This is a genomic window from Luteibacter mycovicinus (assembly GCF_000745235.1).
GTDB classification, from domain to species: domain Bacteria; phylum Pseudomonadota; class Gammaproteobacteria; order Xanthomonadales; family Rhodanobacteraceae; genus Luteibacter; species Luteibacter mycovicinus.
Map to the genome: position 1 here is coordinate 1,988,120 of NZ_JQNL01000001.1, position 19,274 is coordinate 2,007,393.

A 19,274-nucleotide genomic window follows, 5' to 3' on the forward strand; every position below is an offset into this window, starting at 1 on the left:
GCTTCTCCCGACAAGTAGCCGGAGATTCTATCAGCCGCGTGCGGCCAGCATTTCCAACAGGAGGCCGCGCGGCAGTTTGCCGGTCTCGTTGCGCGGCAGCGCCTCCACGACGCGCAGCGGGCGCGGCAGAAACACCGGGTCCATCGCCTGGCGCAAGGCGGCCAGTACGGCCTGCTCGGTCATCCCCGGCGCTACCACGAGGCCCGCGATGCGGCGGATGCCGGAGGCGTCGGCATCGTCGAGCTGGAACAGTACGCCGTCGCGCACGCCGTCGATGGCCAGCAGACGGCGATTGAGGTCGCCCAGCGAAGCGCGCTTGCCGGCGATCTCGAGCAGATCGGTGTTCCGGCCGCGGAGCTGGAAGCGGCGCCCGCCGTCGTGCAGCGAGACGATGTCGGCAAGGGCGATCGGTTCAGCGAGCTGCGGCGCGTCGACCAGGGTCCCGTCCGGCTGCGGATGCAGCGTCACACCCTGGTAGAGCGACCAGTCGTCGTCGGTCGCGGTGCGTCGACTGGCGAAGACGCAGGTTTCGGTCGAACCGAACACCTCGTGCAGGGGTGCGCCGAAGCGCTCTTCCGCCGCACGCGCCAGCTCCACCGGCATCGGTGCGGTCGCGGAGACGAACGCGGCGAGGCTCGGCAGAACGACGCCGGATTCGACCAGCGCGCGAAGGTGCACGGGCGTCGTCACGAGTGCGCGCGGTTCCGGCATCGAGGCCAGCGCGGCGGCGACATCGGCCGGGAAAAACGGACGCCCCGAATGGACGCTCACTTCGGACAGCAACGGCATCAGGACCGACATCTCCATGCCGTACATGTGCTGCGGGGGCACCGTGGCGACGACATCGAAGGCGCGTCCGATGGTGCCACCGAGCATTGCGGCGTTACCGGCATTGCTGGCGACGAAGCTGCCCCAGGTCTTTACATTGGGCTTGGGCCTGCCGGTGGACCCGGAGGTGTAACCGATGGCGACCACGGCGTCCGTCGGGATCGAGGGCACCTCACCGCCGGCCAACGACGTATCGTCCAGCGTCGGCATGCGCAGGTAGCCGGCCGGTGCGGGCGCCAGGGCCAGCTCGCCGATGGCGTAGGAGCCCGGGTGGCTGGCCATGACCTCGTCGACCGCATGCGTCGCGCGCGAAGGGGGCAAGAGGTTGATCTGACCACGCGTGACCAGCGCCGCGAAGGCGACGAGGAAGGCGTAACGGTCCTCGCAGAGGTTGACGGCGCTGTCGGCCTCGGGAAGCAACGCGGCCACCTGGCGGACGTGGGCCAGGAAGGTGGACGCGGTGACGGCCCGGCCGTCACGCCAGGCGATCGCGCGCGACGGCGCGCCTACCAGCAGCGGCAACGATGGCGCGGTCTCGCGCCCGGTGATTTCGTAAACGGTCGACAACGTGATTCCCCCTGTCAGGCGCGGATGATAGCGCCGGTGAGGGCGTCGCGTATGGTGGTCGGGCGCTCCTGGCCGCCCAGCGGAGCGTCCAGCGCACCATCGAGGCGGTCGCCGAAATAGCGCTCGAGGGTCGCTACGTCGCGAGCGGGCGGCTCGCCATGCGGGTTCGCGCTGGTCGACACCAGCGGTGCGCCGAACGCCCGGCAGAGCGCCGCCGATGGCTCGTGCGCCGTCACGCGCAGGGCGATGCCGGCGTGTGCGCCCGCCACCCATGCGGGTACGCGCGCGCTACGCGGAAACACCCAGGTATGTGGACCTGGCCATGAGCTGCGGACATCGCGAAGGATCTCCGAAGAAACGGCGGCTACGTCGATATACGGCTCGACCTGCGCGAAGTCCGCCGCGATGAGCAACACGCCCTGGGTCGGCGGACGCCCCTTCAGCGCGAACAGACGCTCGAACGCGCCTTGATCGTGGGGATCGCAACCGAGGCCAAAAACGGCCTCGGTGGGGTAGGCAATGACGCCACTCTCGCGAAGCCGGTCGGCGGCCAGGGCGACGTCGGGAAGAGTGAAACGTCGCATATCAGTCCGCGGCAGGCGCCGCCGTTTTCGATGCCGGGGCCGCGGTTTTTTTCACCGCCGCCTTTTTGGTTGCGCTTTTCTTCGTGGCGGCCTTCTTCGCGGCAGTCTTCTTCGTGGCCGTCTTCTTCGTCGCGGTCTTCCTGGCGGCCGTCTTTTTCACGGCCGTCTTCTTCACCGCGGCGTCCTTGGTCGTTGCCGTCTTCTTTGCCGCGGCCTTCTTTGTCGCGGTTTTCTTGGCGGCGCGACCACCACGCGGCTTCTTGACCGGTGCGGCGGCGAGCAACTCGCGACATTCGGCCTCGGTCAGCGACTTGGGCTCCTTATCCTTCGGGATGCGCGCATTCTTCTCACCGTCGGTGATGTACGGCCCGTAGCGGCCGTTCAGCACCTGCACGCCGTCACCGAAGTCGGTGATGATGCGGTTCGCGATGGCTTCGAGCTTCTCCTGAACGAGCTGCAGGGCCCGCGGCAGCTCGATGGTGTACGGGTCATCTTCCGGCTTGAGCGAGGCATAGGTGCTGCCCTGCTTCACGAACGGCCCGAAACGACCGACACCGACCGTGACATCGTCACCGGCTTCCGACTGGCCGAGGTTGCGCGGCAGCTTGAACAGCTCCATCGCCTCTTCGAGGGTGATGGTATGCATGCTCTGGCCGGGGCGCAGGCTGGCATAGGTCGGCTTGGCCTCGTCGTCCTTGGTGCCGATCTGGGCGTAGGCGCCGTAGCGGCCCAGGCGCACCGACACGGGCTTGCCCGATTTCGGATCGTCGCCCAGTTCTCGCGCACCGGTAGCCTCGTTTCGGTCGACCGATTCGGTCTTGTCGTCGACCAGCGTCTTGAACGGCTGCCAGAAGCGCTCGAGCAGCGGCACCCACGCCTCCTCACCGCGGCTGACGGCGTCGAGCTCGTCTTCCAGCCGGGCGGTGAAGTCGTAATCGACGTACTGCGTGAAGTGCCCCGACAGGAACTGGCTGACCGCGCGGCCGACGTCGGTCGGCTTGAAGCGCCGGCTTTCGAGCAGGACGTATTCGCGACTGAGCAGCACCTGGATGATGCTGGCGTAGGTCGACGGACGACCGATGCCGTATTCCTCGAGCGTCTTGACCAAGCTCGCTTCCGAGAAGCGCGGCGGCGGCTCGGTGAAGTGCTGGTCGGCCACGATGGCGGCGACAGGCACCACCTCGCCCTGCTTCAGGCGCGGCAGACGACGCTGATCTTCATCCTCGTCACCCTTCTGATCCTTGCCCTCTTCATAGACGGCCAGGAAGCCGGGGTCGATGACCGTGGTGCCCGTGGCGCGGAACGCGGAGTCGCCGACCGGAAATTCCACGGAAACCGTATTCAGCGTGGCGTGGATCATCTGGCAGGCGACGGTGCGCTTCCAGATCAGCTCGTACAGCTTGCGCTGGTCGTCATTGAGGAACGACGCGACGCTGCGCGGCGTACGCATGGCTGAGGTCGGGCGGATCGCTTCGTGCGCTTCCTGGGCATTCTTGGACTTGGACTTGTAGACCTGTACCGCGTCAGGCAGGGCGTTCTTGCCGTATTCGCTGGCGATCAGCCCGCGCAGCTCGGCGACCGCGTCATCGGACAGCGCCACGGAGTCCGTACGCATGTAGCTGATGAGGCCGACGTTGCCCTCGCTGCCGATGCTCACACCTTCGTAGAGGCCCTGGGCCACGCGCATGGTGCGGCTGGTCGAGAAACCGAGCTTGCGCGCGGCCTCCTGCTGCAGGGTGGAGGTGGTGAACGGCGGCGCGGGACGGCGCTTGCGCTCCTTGCTGGCGACCTCGCCCACCGTGAAATTGCCGGCGGCGGCACGCTCGAGCGCGGAACGCGCGGCGGTGGCATCGGCCTCGTTGGTGAGGTCGAACTGCTCGAATTTCTTGCCGTCGAGCCGCACGAGGCGGGCGTCGAACGCACCGTCCTTGTGGTTCAGGTTGGCCTGGATCGTCCAGTACTCGCGGGCCTGGAACGCTTCGATCTCGAGCTCGCGCTCGACGATCATCCGCAGCGCGGGCGACTGCACACGGCCAGCCGACAGGCCGCGCTGCACCTTGCGCCAGAGCACCGGCGAGAGATTGAAGCCGACCAGGTAGTCCAGCGCGCGACGCGCCTGCTGGGCGTCGACCATGTCGTGCGAGAGCTGTCGCGGATTGGCGACGGCTTCCTTGATGGCCTTGGGCGTGATTTCACTGAAGACCACCCGCTGGACGTCCTTGCCCGCCAGCAGGCCGCGTTCGCGGAGGATCTCGCTGATGTGCCAGGAAATGGCCTCACCCTCGCGATCCAAGTCGGTCGCGAGATAGATGCTGCTTGCCGCCTTGGCCGCCTTGGCGATCGCATCGACGTGTTTCTCGTTGCGTTCGATGACCTCGTAAGCCATGGCGAAGCCGTGTTCCGGGTCGACCGCGCCCTCTTTGGGTCGCAGATCGCGCACGTGACCGTACGACGCCAGCACCTGGAAGTCGGCCCCCAGGTACTTGTTGATCGTCTTGGCCTTGGCCGGCGACTCGACGATGAGGAGGTTCTTTGCCATGCGTTAACCGATTCCAAAGGCCGCCGGGGCGAGTGGACCCCAGGGCATGTATATATTTAGTGGGGGCATACCACCGTGATGCCTGTCAAGCGCCGGATGCTTACATCACGCGCTGATAACGGTTTCCGGGGAGGCTTGCGACCTCACCTTCCAGCTCCAGCATCAACAACATGGAAGACAATGGCCCCGCAGCGAGACCCGTCGTGCCCACCAGGGCGTCCAGAGAAGCGGGATCGTACCCCATGACGTCGAGCAGGCGGCGATATTCCTCATCCTCGCGCCAGTCGAAGGGGCCGCGCTTCGCCCGCCCGGTGGCCGGCTTCGCCTCGCCGGCGGCCAGCCGCTCACGCAGCTGAGCCCCCAGTTCCATGGCCGCGGGCGCCAGCGCCGCGAGGACCTCGTCGGGACGCTGGACCAGACGGGCGCCTTCGGCGATCAGCGAGTGACAGCCCTCGGCCAGGGGATTGTGGATGGAGCCAGGCAACGCGAAGACGTCCCTGCCCTGCTCCCCGGCGACGCGCGCGGTGATCAGCGAGCCCGAGCGCAGGCCGGCCTCGATCACGACGACGCCCAGGCTCAGGCCGGCGATGATGCGGTTGCGCTCGGGGAAATGGCGGGGCAGCACGGCGGTACCGGGCGAATATTCACTGACGATGGCCCCGTGGGCCGCGATACGGCGGGCCAGGGCGTGGTGTTTGCGCGGGTAGACCCGGTCGGGGCCGGTGCCGATCACGGCGATGGTCGGCTGTCCGGCGTCCAGAGCCGCCTCGTGCGCCGCGCCGTCGATGCCGTCCGCCATTCCGCTGGTCACCACGAGGCCACCCTCGGCCAGCCCGGCCGCGAACCGCCGTGCATTGGCGAGTCCCGGGACCTGAGCCTTTCGTGCGCCGACGATGGCGACCTGGGGTCGCAGGAGCAGCGAAGCGTCACCCTTCACGAAGAGCGCCGCGGGCGGATCCGGGATGGCCTCCAGCTGCGGGGGGAAGTCTTCTTCCGTGCACAGCAGCAGGCGCTGGTCGTCGGCGCACTTCACCCAGGCCAGATCGGCGGCCAACGCAGCCTCGTCCGGCTGAGCCAGCCAGTCGCGGCCCTCGGGTTTCAGGGAGCTCTCGTGCCGGGTCAGCCAGCCCAGCAACGCCGATGCGCTGCCACGTGCGACGAGCCCCTCCCGCAGGTTTCGCGGCGTGAGGCCCGGGGTCCGCAGAAGGATCAGCCAGGCGCGAAGGTCTTCGGTGTCGGTCATCCGCGCAGTGTAGACACTGCGCGGCGACTTACTGTCAGCGGGCGGCTTGACGCCACCGCCGATTATTCCGGCAGAACGAGCTTCTCGCCTTTCTTGATCGGCCGGAGCGCATCCATCACGAGCGCGTAGCTCACGTGGTCGAACGTGCGGAAAACCATGATGTGGCCCGCGAACTCGTCCGGCAGCTTGACCTTCGGCGACGTGTCGCGGCGCTTGTAGTTGCCCCTGACTTCGTCGGGAATGACTTCGCCCTGGTCCATCACCGTGAAGGTGGCACCGTTGTCGACGCCGTCGGCCGAGCCGGCGGAAATCGATACGACCTGGCGGCTGCCGGCGTAGTTGCCGTCCGCGATGCCGATGACGCGGCCGTCCGCCGGCACGCCCTTTGCGGCGTGCGGATAGAAGTACGGGTCGTAGGGTGTGTCGTCGATCTGCGTAAGGCGATCACCCTTGCGGATTTCCAGGGTCGAATCGACCAGGACCAGGCTCGTCACGTCGCCCTTGGTCGCGATGACTTCCGCCGTGCCGATGACCGATACCTCGACACCGCGATCGTCACCCTTGCCGGTGTGCGTGTCGTGACGCGAATCTTCCTGCCAGGGGCTGTTGGCCATCGAGGCATCGCTGTCCAGTTCGTCCGCGACGAACGAACCGTGGCCCGGGTTGTTCAGCATGTCCAGACCACCGGGGTTTCCGCCATGGTCGCGGAAGCGATTGGTCGGGCGGACGATGGCCCAGCGCTGACCCAGCTGCGCCGAGTCCAGATCACGGGCGTAGATCTTGTTGCCCGGCGAGGCGCGCAGATGCGATTCCTCGAACCCGACGAGGTACGGCAGCTGTTCGACCGCGTCGGCGTCCATGACACGCATTTCCTTCAGGAACATGCGCAGGTCGCCGAGCGGGATGGCCGCGACCGCTTCGTCGTCACGGCGGATGCCCGGCTGCAGGCCGACACGCGGACCGCCTCCGGCCATCGAAAGATTCAGAACGTCACCCGGGTAGATCAGGTGCGGATTGCGGACCTGGGGATTGGCCTGCCAGATTTCCGGCCACAGCCATGGCTTGCTCAGAAAGCGGGCGGAAATATCCCACAGCGTGTCACCCTTGCGGACCGTATAGGTATCCGGATGGTCGGGACGTAGCTGGGCCGCTGCGGCATAAACGGCCACAGTGAAGAACATGCCGCCGAGCAGCATGGCGAACTTCTTGATCATGCGGGATTTCCCCCTTCCCCGGTGCTGTCGCGAGTGTAACTGAATCGTTAACGGGCACAATACGTGGCGTCGCTCGCCCGGCCCCCGGCGCGCGCGTAGAATACAGGCTCATCCTACAGGTTGCCGCTGGTTGGATTTCGCCGATTTGCCCGCAAATTTGCGGTCAGGCAGGCGCCGCAGTGGCCCGCGCATACGTTCAAGGTGACACCGTGTCCACCCTCACCATCCTCGAATTCCCCGATCCCCGCCTGCGTACCGTCGCGGCGCCGGTCACCGTCTTCGACGCCGAACTCAAGCAGTTCGTCGCGGATATGTACGAGACGATGTACGCCGCGAACGGCGTCGGGCTGGCCGCCACCCAGGTCAACGTGCACCAGCGCGTCCTCGTCGCCGACATGAGCGACAACCGTGACGAGCCGATGGTGCTGATCAATCCGGAGATCCTCGAGAAGGACGGCCAGCAGGTCTATCAGGAAGGTTGCCTGTCGTTTCCCGGCATCTATGCCGACGTGACCCGTGCGCTGCACGTCAAGGTTCGCGCGCAGGATGCCGACGGCAAGGAAATCCTCGTGGACGTCGAAGGCCCGCTCGCGGTGTGCATCCAGCATGAGATGGACCATCTCGCCGGCAAGGTCTTTGTCGACTACCTGTCGCCCCTCAAGCGCGGCATGCTGCTGAAACGCATGGAAAAGCAGCGCAAGGCAAGCGCCTGAGCGTGGCCGGTCGTCCTCTGCGTGTGGTGTTCGCCGGAACACCCGACTTTGCCGTCCCGTGTTTTGAGGCCTGCCGCACTTCCGGCGCCGACGTCGTGGCCGTATACACGCAGCCCGACCGGCCCGCCGGCCGCGGGCGCAAACTCGCCGCCAGTCCGGTCAAGGAAGCGGCGCTCGCCGCCGGGGTCCCGGTCGAACAACCGGAATCGTTCAAGGCCCAGGCCGACCGCGATCGCCTGGCTGCCCACGCACCCGACCTCATGGTCGTGGTCGCTTACGGGCTGATTCTTCCCCGCAAGGTACTGGCGATTCCACGGCTGGGCTGCTGGAACGTCCACGCGTCCCTGCTGCCGCGCTGGCGCGGCGCGGCGCCCATCCAGCGGGCGATCCTGGCCGGCGACGAGGAGTCCGGCGTCGACCTGATGCAGATGGAAGCGGGCCTGGATACGGGTCCCGTACTGATCGAGCGGCGCACCCCGATCACCGGCGACGACACGGGCGGCAGTCTGCACGACCGGCTGTCCGCGCTCGGCGCGGACGCGCTGGCCGAAGGCCTTCGTCGTGTCATGAACGGCGAAACCCTTGTCGCCCGTACGCAGGCGGAAGACGGCGTGGAGTACGCGCACAAGCTCGACAAGGCCGAGGCTCGCCTCGACTTCTCGCTGACGGCGATCGCGCTGGAACGCAAGGTGCGGGCGTTCGATCCATGGCCCGTCGCGGAAGCCGATATCGCGGGCGAACGCCTGCGTATCTGGTCGGCGCGCGCGATCGACGCGGAGACGGCCGGCACCACGCCGGGACAGGTACTGCGCGTCTCGCGCGAGGGCATCGACATCGCCTGCGCCGACGGTGCCCTGCGCCTGCTTGCCGTACAGCGGCCCGGTGGCCGCCGGATCGGCATCGTCGACTACCTCAATGCGCGTCCGGAGCTGAAGCAGGCGGTCTCGTGAGTCGGACGATCTCGGTCCGTGCCCTGGCCGCCGAAGCGCTGGCCGATATCGCCCTGTCAGGGCACTCGCTGCGCGAAGTGGCCGACCGGGCTCTCCCCCGTCTCCCCGATGCCCGTGACCGGGCGCTTCTCACCGCCCTCCTCAATGAAGGTGCGCGCTGGTGGCCCCGGTTCGACGCCGCGCTCGACCGCCTCCTGGCCAAACCCATTCGGCGGAGCGAGCCGGTCATCCACGCCCTGCTGGTGACCGCGCTGGTCCAGCTCGAGATCCTCGAGATGCCGGGTTATGCCGCCGTGGCCGCCACGGTGGAAGCCGTGCGCGAACTACGCCGCCCGCGACTTGCCGGCATGGCCAACGCCGTACTGCGCCGCTGGCAGCGCGAGCGCGAGGCCCTGCTGGCCGACCTCGATGCGACGCCGGCCACGCGGCATGCTCATCCGGCGTGGCTGGCCAAGGCTATCGCGCGCGACTGGCCCGGCCACGCGGAGGCGGTCATGGCCGCGGCCAATCACGAGCCGCCGCTGATGCTGCGCGTGAATCGTCGACGCGCGGGGCGCGACGAGGTCGCCGACCGCCTGCGTGAGGCCGGTCAGGAGATCGCCGCGCACACGTGGCTGGCGGACGGTCTGGTACTCCCCCACAGCACCGATGTGACACGCCTGCCCGGATTCGCCGAAGGCCATTTCGCCGTCCAGGACGGCGCCGCCCAGGTGCCGGCCGACCTGCTCGATCTGGCCAGCGGCCAGCGCGTGCTCGATGCCTGCGCCGCCCCCGGCGGAAAGGCCTGCCACGCGCTGGAACGCTCGGACATCGCCCTCGTCGCCGTGGAATCCGAGGCGCGACGCGCACTGCGCATCACCCAGAATCTGGAACGCCTCGGCCTCGCTGCCGACGTCATCGTCGGCGACGCGGGCGACGTGCGGGCCTGGTGGGATGGCAAACCCTTCGATCGCGTCATGATCGACGCCCCCTGCTCGGCTACCGGCGTCATTCGCCGGCGACCGGACGTACGCCTGCATCGCCGCGCCGCCGACATCGATGCGCTCGTGGCACTACAGAGCCGCATCCTCTCCGCCTGCTGGGAAACCCTGGCACCCGGCGGCACGTTGCTTTACGTCACCTGCTCACTGCTGCGTGCCGAGAACGAGGGTGTGGTCGGTGCCTTCGTCGACGGTCGCGCCGATGCCTCCGTGCTGCCATTGACTCTGCCCGTGGGCCAGGCGGCCGCCATCGGCTGGCAGATCCTGCCCGGCGACGGCGACCTCGACGGCATGTACTACGCCCTGCTGCGCAAACAGGGCTAACCCGGCAGCGTGGCGAGCCTGAGTTCGCGGTAGAACGCTTCGGTGGCGTCGATGAAACGCTCCAGTCCGAACTCGGCCTCCGCATGTGCTCGCGCCGCGAAGCCCATCGCGGGCAGTTGGTCGCGCTCCTCGACCAGCCGGCGCAGGGCGGCGGCGATCGCATGCCGGTCGCGGGCCGGCACGATCCAGCCGTCTTCGCCCTGACGAATGTTTTCGGGCAACCCGGCGTAGTCGCTGACGAGCACGGGCTTCTCCATCGCCATCATTTCGCGGCAGGCGAAGGAAATCGTTTCGACGTCCCAGGAAAGGACGAATCCGGCATCGAGCGTCGCCACCAGCGGCCGGACGTCGTCGAGCCGGCCGGCAAAGTGCACCTGCGATGCCACGCCCAGGGCTTCGATACGGCGGCGGTCTTCCGCGTCGGGAAGACCGCCGGCAAGGACGACACGAAGGCGATCGCGCCAGGCCGGTTCCAGCGACGCCAGCGCTTCGACGAGATCCATCCACCCCTTGTAGCTGGCCGTACCCGCATTGCTGCCAATCAGCAGCGGTGCTTCCGCGGTGGCAGGCGCCAGCCATCCGGCACGAAGCGTCGTATCGGCAGGTCGCGGCGCGAAGCGATCGATGTCGACCCCATTGAAAACGGTGACCACACGGCAGCGCGCATAAGGCGAAGCCATCACCTGCCGGTGCACGTAGTCGCAGACGGCAATGACGCCATCGGTGCCGACGCGGGCCCGCCAGGCGTTTCCGATGCCGGACATCGGCTTGGAGTTGTGCTTGGTGAGCACGATGGCCGGGCGACGGCGCAGTCCACGCACGGCGGCAATGACCAGACGATGGTCGGCGGAGCCATTGACGTGGATGACGTCGAACCGATGCTCAGCCAGATAGGCCGACAACTGCTGACGCGCGCGGCGCCGTGCCGGCAGCTTGCCCAGGCCATTCGGATAGGGCTGGTCGAGCACATGCACGCCGGCAAGCGCGCGGGCCTCGCGATTCAGACGGCTACCCGGCGGCGCGGCGACGTGCACCTCATGCCGGCCCGACAGTCCGCGCGCGAGGCTGATCAGGTAAGTCGTATGGCCGCCACCGTCGCCGGCGTGGAAATTGGTAAACAGGAGCTTCATCGCCCGGGCGGGTCCTTACGGAAGCTGAATTGGCGCCGCTCACCCGGAACCGCACGGAGAGGCATCCGCGATCCGTTAAAGTACCATGCCCTCGCGCCGCCCCGGCGGCACGAGCCGGTGACGGCGAGGCCGCCGCGCCGTTCCGATCCCAGCAGGTGCCGAGTGCTCGACAAAACGAATCCGTGGCGCGTGTGGATCCTCTCGCTGCTCATCGCGATCATGCCGCTGTCCTTCGCCTTGCCGGTCAAGGCCAAGGCGGTCCCTGCGCTGATCCTGTTTCTGACGGGGCTCTGGGTGCTCGCGACGCGTGCCGACGTCCGTCAGGCCTATCGCCGCGCGGCGCCCGTCCTGGCACCCGCCGCCATCGCCTTCGTCTTCTGGGCCGTCAACGTCGGCGCCCACGGGGTGAACTGGCGCGAGTTCGACGTCACGTCGCACATCCTTGCGTTTCTGGTCATCGCGGCGACGTTCGCCCTGCCGCTGCGGACCGCCGCCCTTCGCTTCGGCTTCAGCGGATCGGCGGGCGTTCTGGGCCTGATCTGCGTCGAACAGCATTACATCGAGCATATCGACCGCGCCTACGGCATCAACAACGGCGAATGGGGTGCCATCGAATTCGGCATGTTCATGCTGGTGCTGTCACTCATCGCCATCGTGCAGGCCCTGCGGGGTGAGCTCCGATCGCGCGAGCGCGCGATGCATGCGGTCTTCGCCGTCATGGGCTTCTATGGCGCGCTGCTGACGCAGAGCCGCGGCCCCCTGCTTGCGTTCGTCCCCGTCTTTGCGGCACTGATGCTGATCCAGGGTCGCCGGACAGGACGCTGGCGCCAGAGCGTGTTGGCCCTGGTCATCGGTGTGGCCGCCGCCGGCCTGGCGGCGACGACGCTGCACGGCGAGATGGTGGAGCGCCTGGCCGCCGTGAAAGACGAAGTAGCCACCTACAGCGAACAGGACGCCACCGGCGCCGTGCGTGAGCGCCTCGAAATGTGGCGCACCGCACGAATGGCCGTGATCGCGCACCCCGTCACCGGCGTCGGCATGAACCAGTTCGGCCCCTTCGCCCGGGCGCGGATCGCCGATGGCGAGGTCAATCCGTCGGTCGTCCGCTATGACCATCCGCACAGCGAGTACCTCGAATGGGCGGCGACGGGCGGCATCCCGGGCCTGCTGGTCCTCGTGCTGCTCTTCGGTGGTTCGCTGATCTATTTCGGGCGGCATGCGCTGAACCGCGATAACGCCATCGCCATGCCGGCATGCGCCGGATTCTCGACGACGGCCATGTACGCGCTATGCGCCCTCACCGACAATGTCTTCTATCGGGCGATGCCGCACTCGTTGTATTTCTTTCTCACGCTGGGACTCGCCGTTTACGTCGGACGCGCGCTCGATCGGCACCGCACCGGCGCAGGAGCCTCCTGAGATGGCCCACATCAACCTCATCGCCTGGGACAACGGTCGCGGGCTCACGCACGATATCCGCCTCTTCGAGAACGCATTGCGCGAACTCGGTCACCAGGTGACGGTGACGCGGACGCCGCAGCGGAATCATGGATGGCCGTGGCGGGCCTGGGCGCAGCGTGCCGCCATGTTCGGGCGCTGGCTGACCGGCCGCGGTCCGCGGCGCTACGACCTCGGCCTGACGATCGAGCACGTGCACCCGGGCTACCTGCCGATGTCCCGGCGCAATGCGCTCATTCCCCATCCGGAATGGATGAGCAAACGCGACCGCCGCCACCTGCATCGTTTCGACACCATCCTGTGCAAGACCGACAGTGCCATGAAAACGTTCGGCGGGATGGGGCTGCGCACCGCCCACATCGGATTCATCAGCACGGACTGCCGTCGTGAAGGTGTCGCACGCGACCGGGCCTTCCTGCATCTTGCCGGCGGCAGCCGTATGAAGGGTACCGAGCGCCTGCTCGACGTCTGGCGCCGGCACCCGGAGTGGCCGACCCTGCATGTGCTCCAGTCACCGTCGGTGGCCGCACCGGACCGACCGCCGGCCGCACCGAACCTCGATCACCAGGTGACCTTCCTGCCCGACGTGGAATCGATCTACCGCCTGCAGAACGCACACCGTTTCCACCTCTGCCTGTCCGAGGCCGAGGGCTGGGGCCACTACATCGTCGAAGCCATGAGCTGCGGTGCCGTGGTACTGGTCACCGACGGTGCGCCGATGAACGAACTGGTCGACGACACGCGAGGGATGCGCGTCCCCGCGCACGAAAACGGCACGCTCAACGCCGCCACGTTGTGGAAGTTCGACGAAGAGGGGCTCGAAGCATGCGTCGAGCGTATCGTCGGTATGTCCGATGCCGAGGTCGAAGCCCTTGGCCAGGCCGCACGCGACTGGTACGACGCCAATCAGGCCGGGTTCCCCGCGCGTCTGGGGCACGCCCTGGACACGTTGCTCCGGTGAAGCGTTTAGAATTCCTGATCCCTTAACGGTGACGACGCCCTTGTCCAACAGCGCCTATACCCGATCGGAACATGTCCGCGCCCTCTGGCCATGGCTGCCCCTGTGGGCCGCGATGGCGTTGCTCGCGATCTTTTCCCACGGTCCGATGCCGATGTTTTCCACGCGGACCCTCGCGGTCGCCTGGGAAATGTGGGCGCACGGTCACTGGCTGGTGCCGTACATCAACGGCGAGCCGTACAGTGAAAAGGTGCCGCTGCTGTTCTGGATGATCCACGCCGGGTGGGCCGTGTTCGGGGTCAACGATGTGTGGCCGCGCCTCCTCGAGGTCCTCTTCGGCGGCACGCAGCTCGTACTGGCCTCCGTTCTGGCCGGGCGCCTCTTTCCGGCGCGCCCGTGGGTGGCCAAGGCCACGCCGTGGCTGCTGATGGGCTTCGCCTACGCGTTTCTGTTCGGCCTGCAGATCATGTACGAGGTGCTCCTCGTCGTCTGGGTACTGGCCGCGCTGCTCACCCTGACCCCGACCGCCACGCGTGCGGAGCCCCGCTGGTGGCTGTTCGGCCTGTTCGTCGGCGCGGGCCTGCTGACCAAGGGGCCGGTGATGGCCCTGCACGTGCTGTTTCCCCTGCTCTTCGGCCCGCTGTGGAACGACTGGGCGCGGCAGAACAAGGCACGCTGGTACGGCTTCGGCGTGCTCGGCCTGCTGCTCGGCTTCGCGATCCTGCTGGCCTGGGCACTGCCGGCCGGGCAGGCCGGTGGCGAGGCTTACCGCCAGCGTCTGTTCTTCACCCAGACCGCTGGCCGGGTGGTCGAAACGCATAACGCCGACCTGCAGAACCACGCCCGTCCCGCCTGGTACTACCTGGTTTTCCTGCCGGTCATCGTGTTCCCGCTCAGCGGCTGGCTGCGCGGGATCGTCGCGCTGCCGACGGCACTGTTCCGCAAACCATGGCGCGCCGGCACCGGTGGGGCGATCGCCTGTGCGGTCGTCGCCCTGGTGCTCCTGCTGATTTCCGCCGCGTTCGCGCATTTCCCGCCGCTGGCCGAGAAGCTGCTGCTGATCCTCGTGATCGCGCCGCTGTTTGTCGCGCTGATGCGACAGCCGCTGGAGACGGGACTGCGTTTCCTGCTGGTCTGGCTGCTGCCGGCGCTGCTGGTCTTTTCACTGGTCACCGGCAAGCAGCTGTACTACCTGCTGCCCGAACTGGCCGGTGTCACGATGCTGGTGGCCGCGTCGGTGGCCGACCTGCGCGAGCGCCACAAGGCGCTGGCCACGAGCTATGCCCTGGGCACCTGGCCGCTCTCGGTCGGCGCCTTCCTGCTCGCCATCGCCTTGTTCGCCATGCCGTCCGTGGTGCCTTCGCGCTTCCCGGACAACATGTGGCTGACCGGCATGGCGCCGTATGCGCGCTTCTTCGGTGTGATCTTCATCGTGCTCGGTGCGCTGTTGCTGCTGCGCGGCCGCGGCGAAATGCGCCGGCTGGCCTTCGCCGGCCTGATCGGCACCGTGTCGCTCAATGCCCTGTTCACGCTGGGCCTCTGGTACCGCTACGACCTGGCGCCCGCCTCCCAGTTCCTGGCGCAGGCCGACGCGGCCGGGCGCCCCATCGGCAATCTGGGCGTCTCGTATAACGGCCAGTACCACTTCGCCGGCCGCCTCATGCACCCGATCGCACGCATCAACGTCGTGCCCGGTATGGCGGCGCCCATGGAAGACGACGAAGACGACGCCGTGCACGACGGTGACAGCCTCGACGACTTCGCGCGCCATCACGCCGACGGCGTCATCATCTCCTACGCCAAGCATCCGCCCGCGGAAGCCTTCCGCTACGCCCGGCTGATCCAGCCGTCGCGCACCGGATGGCTCATGATCTGGGATGCCGGCACGCTGGCCGCGCTGCAATCCGGACGGGCTCCGCCCGAGCCGAAACAGCCGACCCTGCTCTACCCGCAGGAGTATTGGCGCACGCGGACGGCAGTCCGGTGACCGATCCCCTCGTCGAGCGTCTGCGAGCTCAGGTGGGCGGCCCGAGGGACGGGGCGCTGCTGCGCTTCTCCATCGGTAACGCGCTTCTGGGCGACGGGATGTACGACGAGGCCGCCACGTCGTTCCGCGAGGCGCTGGCGTTCGACCGGGACTACTCCGCGGCGTGGAAACTGCTCGGCAAGGCGCTGCTCGCGAAAGACGACGAGACGGGCGCGGCCGACGCATGGCGCGAGGGGGTCGACGCGGCCACGCGTCGCGGCGACATTCAGGCCGGCAAGGAGATGACCGTTTTCCTCAACCGGCTGTCGCGGAAGAGCTGACCTTGTAGGGATCGGGGCGGTCGTGCGCCGTGAACCGCTTGTAGTGCCACTGGTACTGCGGAAAGGCACGTTCCACGCATTGCTCGACGCCACGATTCAGTGCCGCACAGGCGACTTTCAGGTCCGTGCTGTCGATGCCTCCGGGCGCCGGCAGGATGTGGATTCGAAAGCCTTCGCCATCGGCCAGGCGCTCGGCGAAGCTGAAGAGCACCGTCGCGCCGGTGCGAGCCGCAAGACGCGGCAGCAGCACCATCGTCAGCGCATCCACGCCGAAGAAGGGCGCGAACTCGCCCTCGCCTTCGCGCGGTTTCTGGTCGGGCAGGATGCCGACCGTGCCACCGGCACCGAGACGCTTGAACAGCGTGCGCACACCGGCGCCCTCGGCCCGCACCTGCTCCGGCGCCAGCTTGCCCCGCACCTTGCGCAACAAGGCCTCGATGGCCTGAATACGTGGCGGGCGATACAGAATGGCCATGGGCGTCTTGCTGCACAGCCAGTAATTGAGCAGCTCCCAGCAGCCGAGGTGTGGCGCGGCGATGATGGTGCCCTTGCCGGACGCGAGCGCCGCCTCGAACAGCTCGCCGCCGACCACTTCGCGGACCAGGCCGAGCGACTGGTCGGCGCCGGCGCCCCAGATCGCCGCTACCTCCGTGACCGACTTGCCGGACTCTTCCATGGTCTGGACGAGAAGCCGTTCGCGATCCCCTGCCGACAGCTCCGGCCGGGTCAGTCGCAGGTTGACCGCGCTGTAGCGGGCGCTGCGCGACTTCGAGCGCAGCGAACGGCGCCCGATCCACGCGCCTGCACGGTGAACGATCCGCAGGGACAGCAGGCTGACCAGACGGAGCAGGAGGTAGAGGAGATAGATATCCGGACGCATCCGGAGAAGTGTAAGGCAAGGCGGCCCGGGCCGACTCCGCCGCTGTAAAGCCTCGCGCGCACGCTTTAAGCTTGGCGCCCCCTGGCCGTTAAATCCCTACATGATTGCATTGATTCAGCGTGTCGAATCCGCGCGCGTCGACGTCGACGGGCAGACGGTGGGCGCCATCGGCGCCGGCCTGCTTGTTCTCGTCGCGGTGGAGCCGGGCGACGGCGAGGCCCAGTGCACCCGGATGCTCGAGCGGCTGCTTGGCTACCGTGTGTTCTCCGATGCCGAGGGCAAGATGAACCTGGCGCTGTCGGACACCGGCGGCGGACTGCTGCTCGTCAGCCAGTTCACCCTGGCGGCCGATACCCGGAAGGGCATGCGCCCCAGCTTCACCACCGCGGCGCCGCCGGAAGAAGGCCGGCGCTGGTTCGACCGGCTGGTCGATCTGGCCCGGGTGGCCCACCCGGGGGTGGAAACCGGACGCTTCGGTGCCCATATGAAGGTTCACCTGATCAACGATGGCCCGGTCACCTTCCGTCTGGAGGTGCGCTGAGGCGTCAGTGCGCGGGGCTTCGTCCCCGTCTCCCTCCTTATCGTGGCGCGATCGCCCGGCCTCCAGCGGCCATCTGGCGCGATTCTTGCGTGATCCCGATGAGTCCGATCCACTTGAAAACTGGTCAAAAAATCATCAAATGACTATACTGATCGGTTCCTGTAACCCGCGGCGGTCGGCATGACTAACAAAGCTCACGAGCAGCAGTCTGAAATCAAACAGCTCATCTCCAAGGGCTTGGAGCAGGGCTACCTGACCTACGCGGAAATCAACGACCACCTGCCCGACGACATCGTCGATCCGGAGCAGATCGAAGACATCATGGCGGTGCTCAAGGGCGTCGGCATCGAGGTCCATGATTCCGCGCCCGACACCGACACCATCTCCGATGGCGCCGCCCCCGGCACCAGCACCGACGACGAATCGGCCGCTGAAGAAGCCGTGGCGCTGCTGTCCGCCGTCGACGCCGAGGTGGGCCGCACCACCGACCCCGTCCGCATGTACATGCGCGAGATGGGCACGGTCGAGCTGCTCACCCGCGAAGGCGAGATCGCCATCGCCAAGCGCATCGAAGAAGGCCTCAGCCAGGTCCAGACCGCGCTGGCCAGCTTTCCGCTGACCATCCAGCTGCTGCTCGAGGAATACGATCAGCACGTCGAGGGCAAGCGTCGCCTGAGCGAGATCCTGGCCGGCTTCGCCGACCTCGAGGAAGCCGCCGACCAGGCCAAGGCCGAAGCCGCCGAGGCCGCTGAAGCCGCCGGCGACACCGAAGGCGACGACGACGAGGAAGACGGCGTCGAGGGTGCCGAGGAAGAGGAAGCGGGCCCGACCGGCCCGGATCCCGAGGAAGTGAAGCGCCGCATGGAAGAACTGCGTTCGCTGCACGCCAAGTTCCAGAAGACGGCGCCCAAGGCCGAGATCGCCGACAAGAAGGTCGCGAAGATCCGCGAGCAGATGTCGGAAGCCTTCCTCAATCTCAAGCTCCCGTCGGCGCTGATCGACAGCTTCGTGCGCAAGCTGCGCGAAGTGGTCAACGACATCCGTCACCACGAGCGGATCCTCATGGACATCTTCGTCAAGCAGGTGAAGATGCCGCGCGCCGAGTTCCTCAAGAGCTTCCCGTCGAACGAAGGCAACCTCGAGTGGGCCGCGGAGCTGTCGCGCAAGCGTCAGAAGTGGTCGCCGAATATCAAGAACTACCGCGAAGTCATCGACGGCGAACAGGAGAAGCTGGCCGCCATCGAGCGCACGCTGTACCTGCCGCTGACCGACATCAAGGAAATCAATCGCGCGATGTCCGTCGGTGAGGCCAAGGCCCGCCGCGCCAAGAAGGAAATGGTCGAGGCCAACCTGCGTCTCGTCATCTCCATCGCGAAGAAGTACACCAACCGCGGCCTGCAGTTCCTCGACCTCATCCAGGAAGGCAACATCGGCCTGATGAAGGCCGTGGACAAGTTCGAATACCGTCGCGGCTACAAGTTCTCGACGTACGCCACCTGGTGGATCCGTCAGGCCATCACCCGCTCGATCGCCGATCAGGCCCGCACCATCCGTATTCCGGTGCACATGATCGAAACGATCAACAAGCTCAACCGCATCTCCCGCCAGATGCTCCAGCAGTTCGGCCGCGAGCCGACGCCGGAAGAACTGGCCAAGGAAATGGAGATGCCGGAAGACAAGATCCGCAAGGTCCTGAAGATCGCGAAGGAACCGATCTCCATGGAAACCCCGATCGGTGACGACGAAGATTCGCATCTGGGCGACTTCATCGAAGACACCAACGCCAGCTCGCCCATCGAGTCGGCCACGGAAACGGGTCTCATGGAAACCGTGCGCGACGTGCTGGCCGGCCTCACCCCGCGTGAAGCCAAGGTCCTGCGCATGCGCTTCGGCATCGATATGAACACGGATCACACGCTGGAAGAAGTCGGCAAGCAGTTCGACGTCACCCGCGAGCGCATCCGCCAGATAGAAGCCAAGGCCCTGCGCAAGCTGCGTCACCCGAGCCGCTCGGAAACCCTGCGCTCGTTCCTCGATATCGACTGATATCGGGTCACC

The 19,274-nt window shown here is 67.1% G+C and carries 16 protein-coding genes; 9 read left to right on the forward strand and 7 right to left on the reverse strand.

From position 1 onward, the window contains the following. Positions 1 to 30 precede the first annotated feature (30 nt). The 5 genes from FA85_RS08995 to FA85_RS09015 all read right to left on the reverse strand — a co-directional run bounded on the left by FA85_RS08995 (position 31) and on the right by FA85_RS09015 (position 6,975). On the reverse strand, positions 31 to 1,395 hold the full coding sequence (locus FA85_RS08995; RefSeq protein WP_036109503.1) for an AMP-binding protein: 1,365 nt from the start codon (positions 1,393 to 1,395) through the stop codon (positions 31 to 33). Between the two features lie 14 nt (positions 1,396 to 1,409). After that, entirely contained in the window at positions 1,410 to 1,979 is a 570-nt protein-coding gene (gene tsaC / locus FA85_RS09000) for an L-threonylcarbamoyladenylate synthase type 1 TsaC (RefSeq protein ID WP_036109497.1), read from the reverse strand. Between the two features lies 1 nt (position 1,980). Continuing rightward, on the reverse strand, positions 1,981 to 4,518 hold the full coding sequence (locus tag FA85_RS09005; RefSeq protein WP_036109494.1) for a DNA topoisomerase I: 2,538 nt from the start codon (positions 4,516 to 4,518) through the stop codon (positions 1,981 to 1,983). Between the two features lie 100 nt (positions 4,519 to 4,618). Beyond that, positions 4,619 to 5,761 (reverse strand): DNA-processing protein DprA, encoded by a 1,143-nt coding sequence (dprA, locus tag FA85_RS09010; RefSeq protein ID WP_036109492.1) that lies wholly within the window; start codon positions 5,759 to 5,761, stop codon positions 4,619 to 4,621. A 62-nt stretch (positions 5,762 to 5,823) separates the two neighbouring features. Continuing rightward, positions 5,824 to 6,975, reverse strand: coding sequence for a LysM peptidoglycan-binding domain-containing protein (locus tag FA85_RS09015; protein ID WP_036109489.1), 1,152 nt, complete (start codon positions 6,973 to 6,975; stop codon positions 5,824 to 5,826). Between the two features lie 209 nt (positions 6,976 to 7,184). On the opposite strand from FA85_RS09015, the gene def reads away from it, so the two are divergent. The 3 genes from def to rsmB are packed head-to-tail and all read left to right on the forward strand — an operon-like array spanning position 7,185 to position 9,942. Beyond that, positions 7,185 to 7,688: a peptide deformylase gene (gene def, locus FA85_RS09020; RefSeq protein WP_036109486.1), complete on the forward strand. Its 504-nt coding sequence runs from the start codon at positions 7,185 to 7,187 to the stop codon at positions 7,686 to 7,688. 2 nt (positions 7,689 to 7,690) lie between these two features. Continuing rightward, positions 7,691 to 8,638, forward strand: coding sequence for a methionyl-tRNA formyltransferase (fmt, locus tag FA85_RS09025; RefSeq protein WP_197056506.1), 948 nt, complete (start codon positions 7,691 to 7,693; stop codon positions 8,636 to 8,638). Beyond that, positions 8,635 to 9,942 carry a 16S rRNA (cytosine(967)-C(5))-methyltransferase RsmB gene (gene rsmB / locus FA85_RS09030; protein WP_239739741.1) on the forward strand — a complete coding sequence of 436 codons (1,308 nt, stop codon included), beginning with the start codon at positions 8,635 to 8,637 and terminating at the stop codon, positions 9,940 to 9,942. Before fmt ends, rsmB begins: the two co-directional genes overlap by 4 nt. On the opposite strand, the gene FA85_RS21850 is transcribed toward rsmB, so the two are convergent. Next, positions 9,939 to 11,072, reverse strand: a complete 1,134-nt coding sequence (locus tag FA85_RS21850) for a glycosyltransferase family 4 protein (RefSeq protein WP_036109483.1) — start codon at positions 11,070 to 11,072, stop codon at positions 9,939 to 9,941. The two genes, rsmB and FA85_RS21850, sit on opposite strands and share 4 nt — an antisense overlap. 162 nt (positions 11,073 to 11,234) lie before the next feature. Between FA85_RS21850 and FA85_RS21855 the strand changes: the two genes are divergently transcribed. From FA85_RS21855 to FA85_RS09055, 4 genes are read left to right on the forward strand one after another with little or no spacing between them, the layout of a single operon-like run. After that, positions 11,235 to 12,491: an O-antigen ligase family protein gene (locus tag FA85_RS21855; protein ID WP_051943210.1), complete on the forward strand. Its 1,257-nt coding sequence runs from the start codon at positions 11,235 to 11,237 to the stop codon at positions 12,489 to 12,491. A 1-nt stretch (position 12,492) separates the two neighbouring features. Beyond that, on the forward strand, positions 12,493 to 13,491 hold the full coding sequence (locus FA85_RS09045; protein ID WP_036109480.1) for a glycosyltransferase: 999 nt from the start codon (positions 12,493 to 12,495) through the stop codon (positions 13,489 to 13,491). Between the two features lie 40 nt (positions 13,492 to 13,531). Next, the gene (locus FA85_RS09050) at positions 13,532 to 15,475 is read left to right on the forward strand and encodes an ArnT family glycosyltransferase (RefSeq protein ID WP_036109477.1); all 1,944 of its coding nucleotides are present in this window, start codon (positions 13,532 to 13,534) and stop codon (positions 15,473 to 15,475) included. Continuing rightward, the gene (locus FA85_RS09055; protein ID WP_036116966.1) at positions 15,472 to 15,795 is read left to right on the forward strand and encodes a tetratricopeptide repeat protein; all 324 of its coding nucleotides are present in this window, start codon (positions 15,472 to 15,474) and stop codon (positions 15,793 to 15,795) included. The genes FA85_RS09050 and FA85_RS09055 overlap by 4 nt, the downstream gene beginning before the upstream one ends. Here FA85_RS09055 and FA85_RS09060 read toward each other — a convergent pair. After that, positions 15,770 to 16,675, reverse strand: coding sequence for an LpxL/LpxP family acyltransferase (locus FA85_RS09060; RefSeq protein WP_036109475.1), 906 nt, complete (start codon positions 16,673 to 16,675; stop codon positions 15,770 to 15,772). The genes FA85_RS09055 and FA85_RS09060 overlap by 26 nt on opposite strands. A 100-nt stretch (positions 16,676 to 16,775) precedes the next feature. Here FA85_RS09060 and dtd point away from each other — a divergent pair, with 100 nt between their 5' ends. Both dtd and rpoD read left to right on the forward strand, forming a co-directional pair. Next, positions 16,776 to 17,216, forward strand: a complete 441-nt coding sequence (gene dtd / locus FA85_RS09065) for a D-aminoacyl-tRNA deacylase (protein ID WP_036109472.1) — start codon at positions 16,776 to 16,778, stop codon at positions 17,214 to 17,216. 180 nt (positions 17,217 to 17,396) lie between these two features. Beyond that, on the forward strand, positions 17,397 to 19,262 hold the full coding sequence (gene rpoD, locus FA85_RS09070) for an RNA polymerase sigma factor RpoD (protein ID WP_036109469.1): 1,866 nt from the start codon (positions 17,397 to 17,399) through the stop codon (positions 19,260 to 19,262). Positions 19,263 to 19,274: the final 12 nt, after the last annotated feature.

What these genes read in the sequence shown, in the direction of transcription:
- tsaC (WP_036109497.1), bottom strand. Translation starts at nt 1,979, where the DNA reads ATGCGACGTTTCACTCTTCCCGACGTCGCCCTGGCCGCCGACCGGCTT.
- FA85_RS09005 (WP_036109494.1), bottom strand. Translation starts at nt 4,518, where the DNA reads ATGGCAAAGAACCTCCTCATCGTCGAGTCGCCGGCCAAGGCCAAGACG.
- dtd (WP_036109472.1), top strand. Translation starts at nt 16,776, where the DNA reads ATGATTGCATTGATTCAGCGTGTCGAATCCGCGCGCGTCGACGTCGAC.
- FA85_RS09060 (WP_036109475.1), bottom strand. Translation starts at nt 16,675, where the DNA reads ATGCGTCCGGATATCTATCTCCTCTACCTCCTGCTCCGTCTGGTCAGC.
- FA85_RS09045 (WP_036109480.1), top strand. Translation starts at nt 12,493, where the DNA reads ATGGCCCACATCAACCTCATCGCCTGGGACAACGGTCGCGGGCTCACG.
- rpoD (WP_036109469.1), top strand. Translation starts at nt 17,397, where the DNA reads ATGACTAACAAAGCTCACGAGCAGCAGTCTGAAATCAAACAGCTCATC.
- FA85_RS21850 (WP_036109483.1), bottom strand. Translation starts at nt 11,072, where the DNA reads ATGAAGCTCCTGTTTACCAATTTCCACGCCGGCGACGGTGGCGGCCAT.
- FA85_RS09015 (WP_036109489.1), bottom strand. Translation starts at nt 6,975, where the DNA reads ATGATCAAGAAGTTCGCCATGCTGCTCGGCGGCATGTTCTTCACTGTG.
- dprA (WP_036109492.1), bottom strand. Translation starts at nt 5,761, where the DNA reads ATGACCGACACCGAAGACCTTCGCGCCTGGCTGATCCTTCTGCGGACC.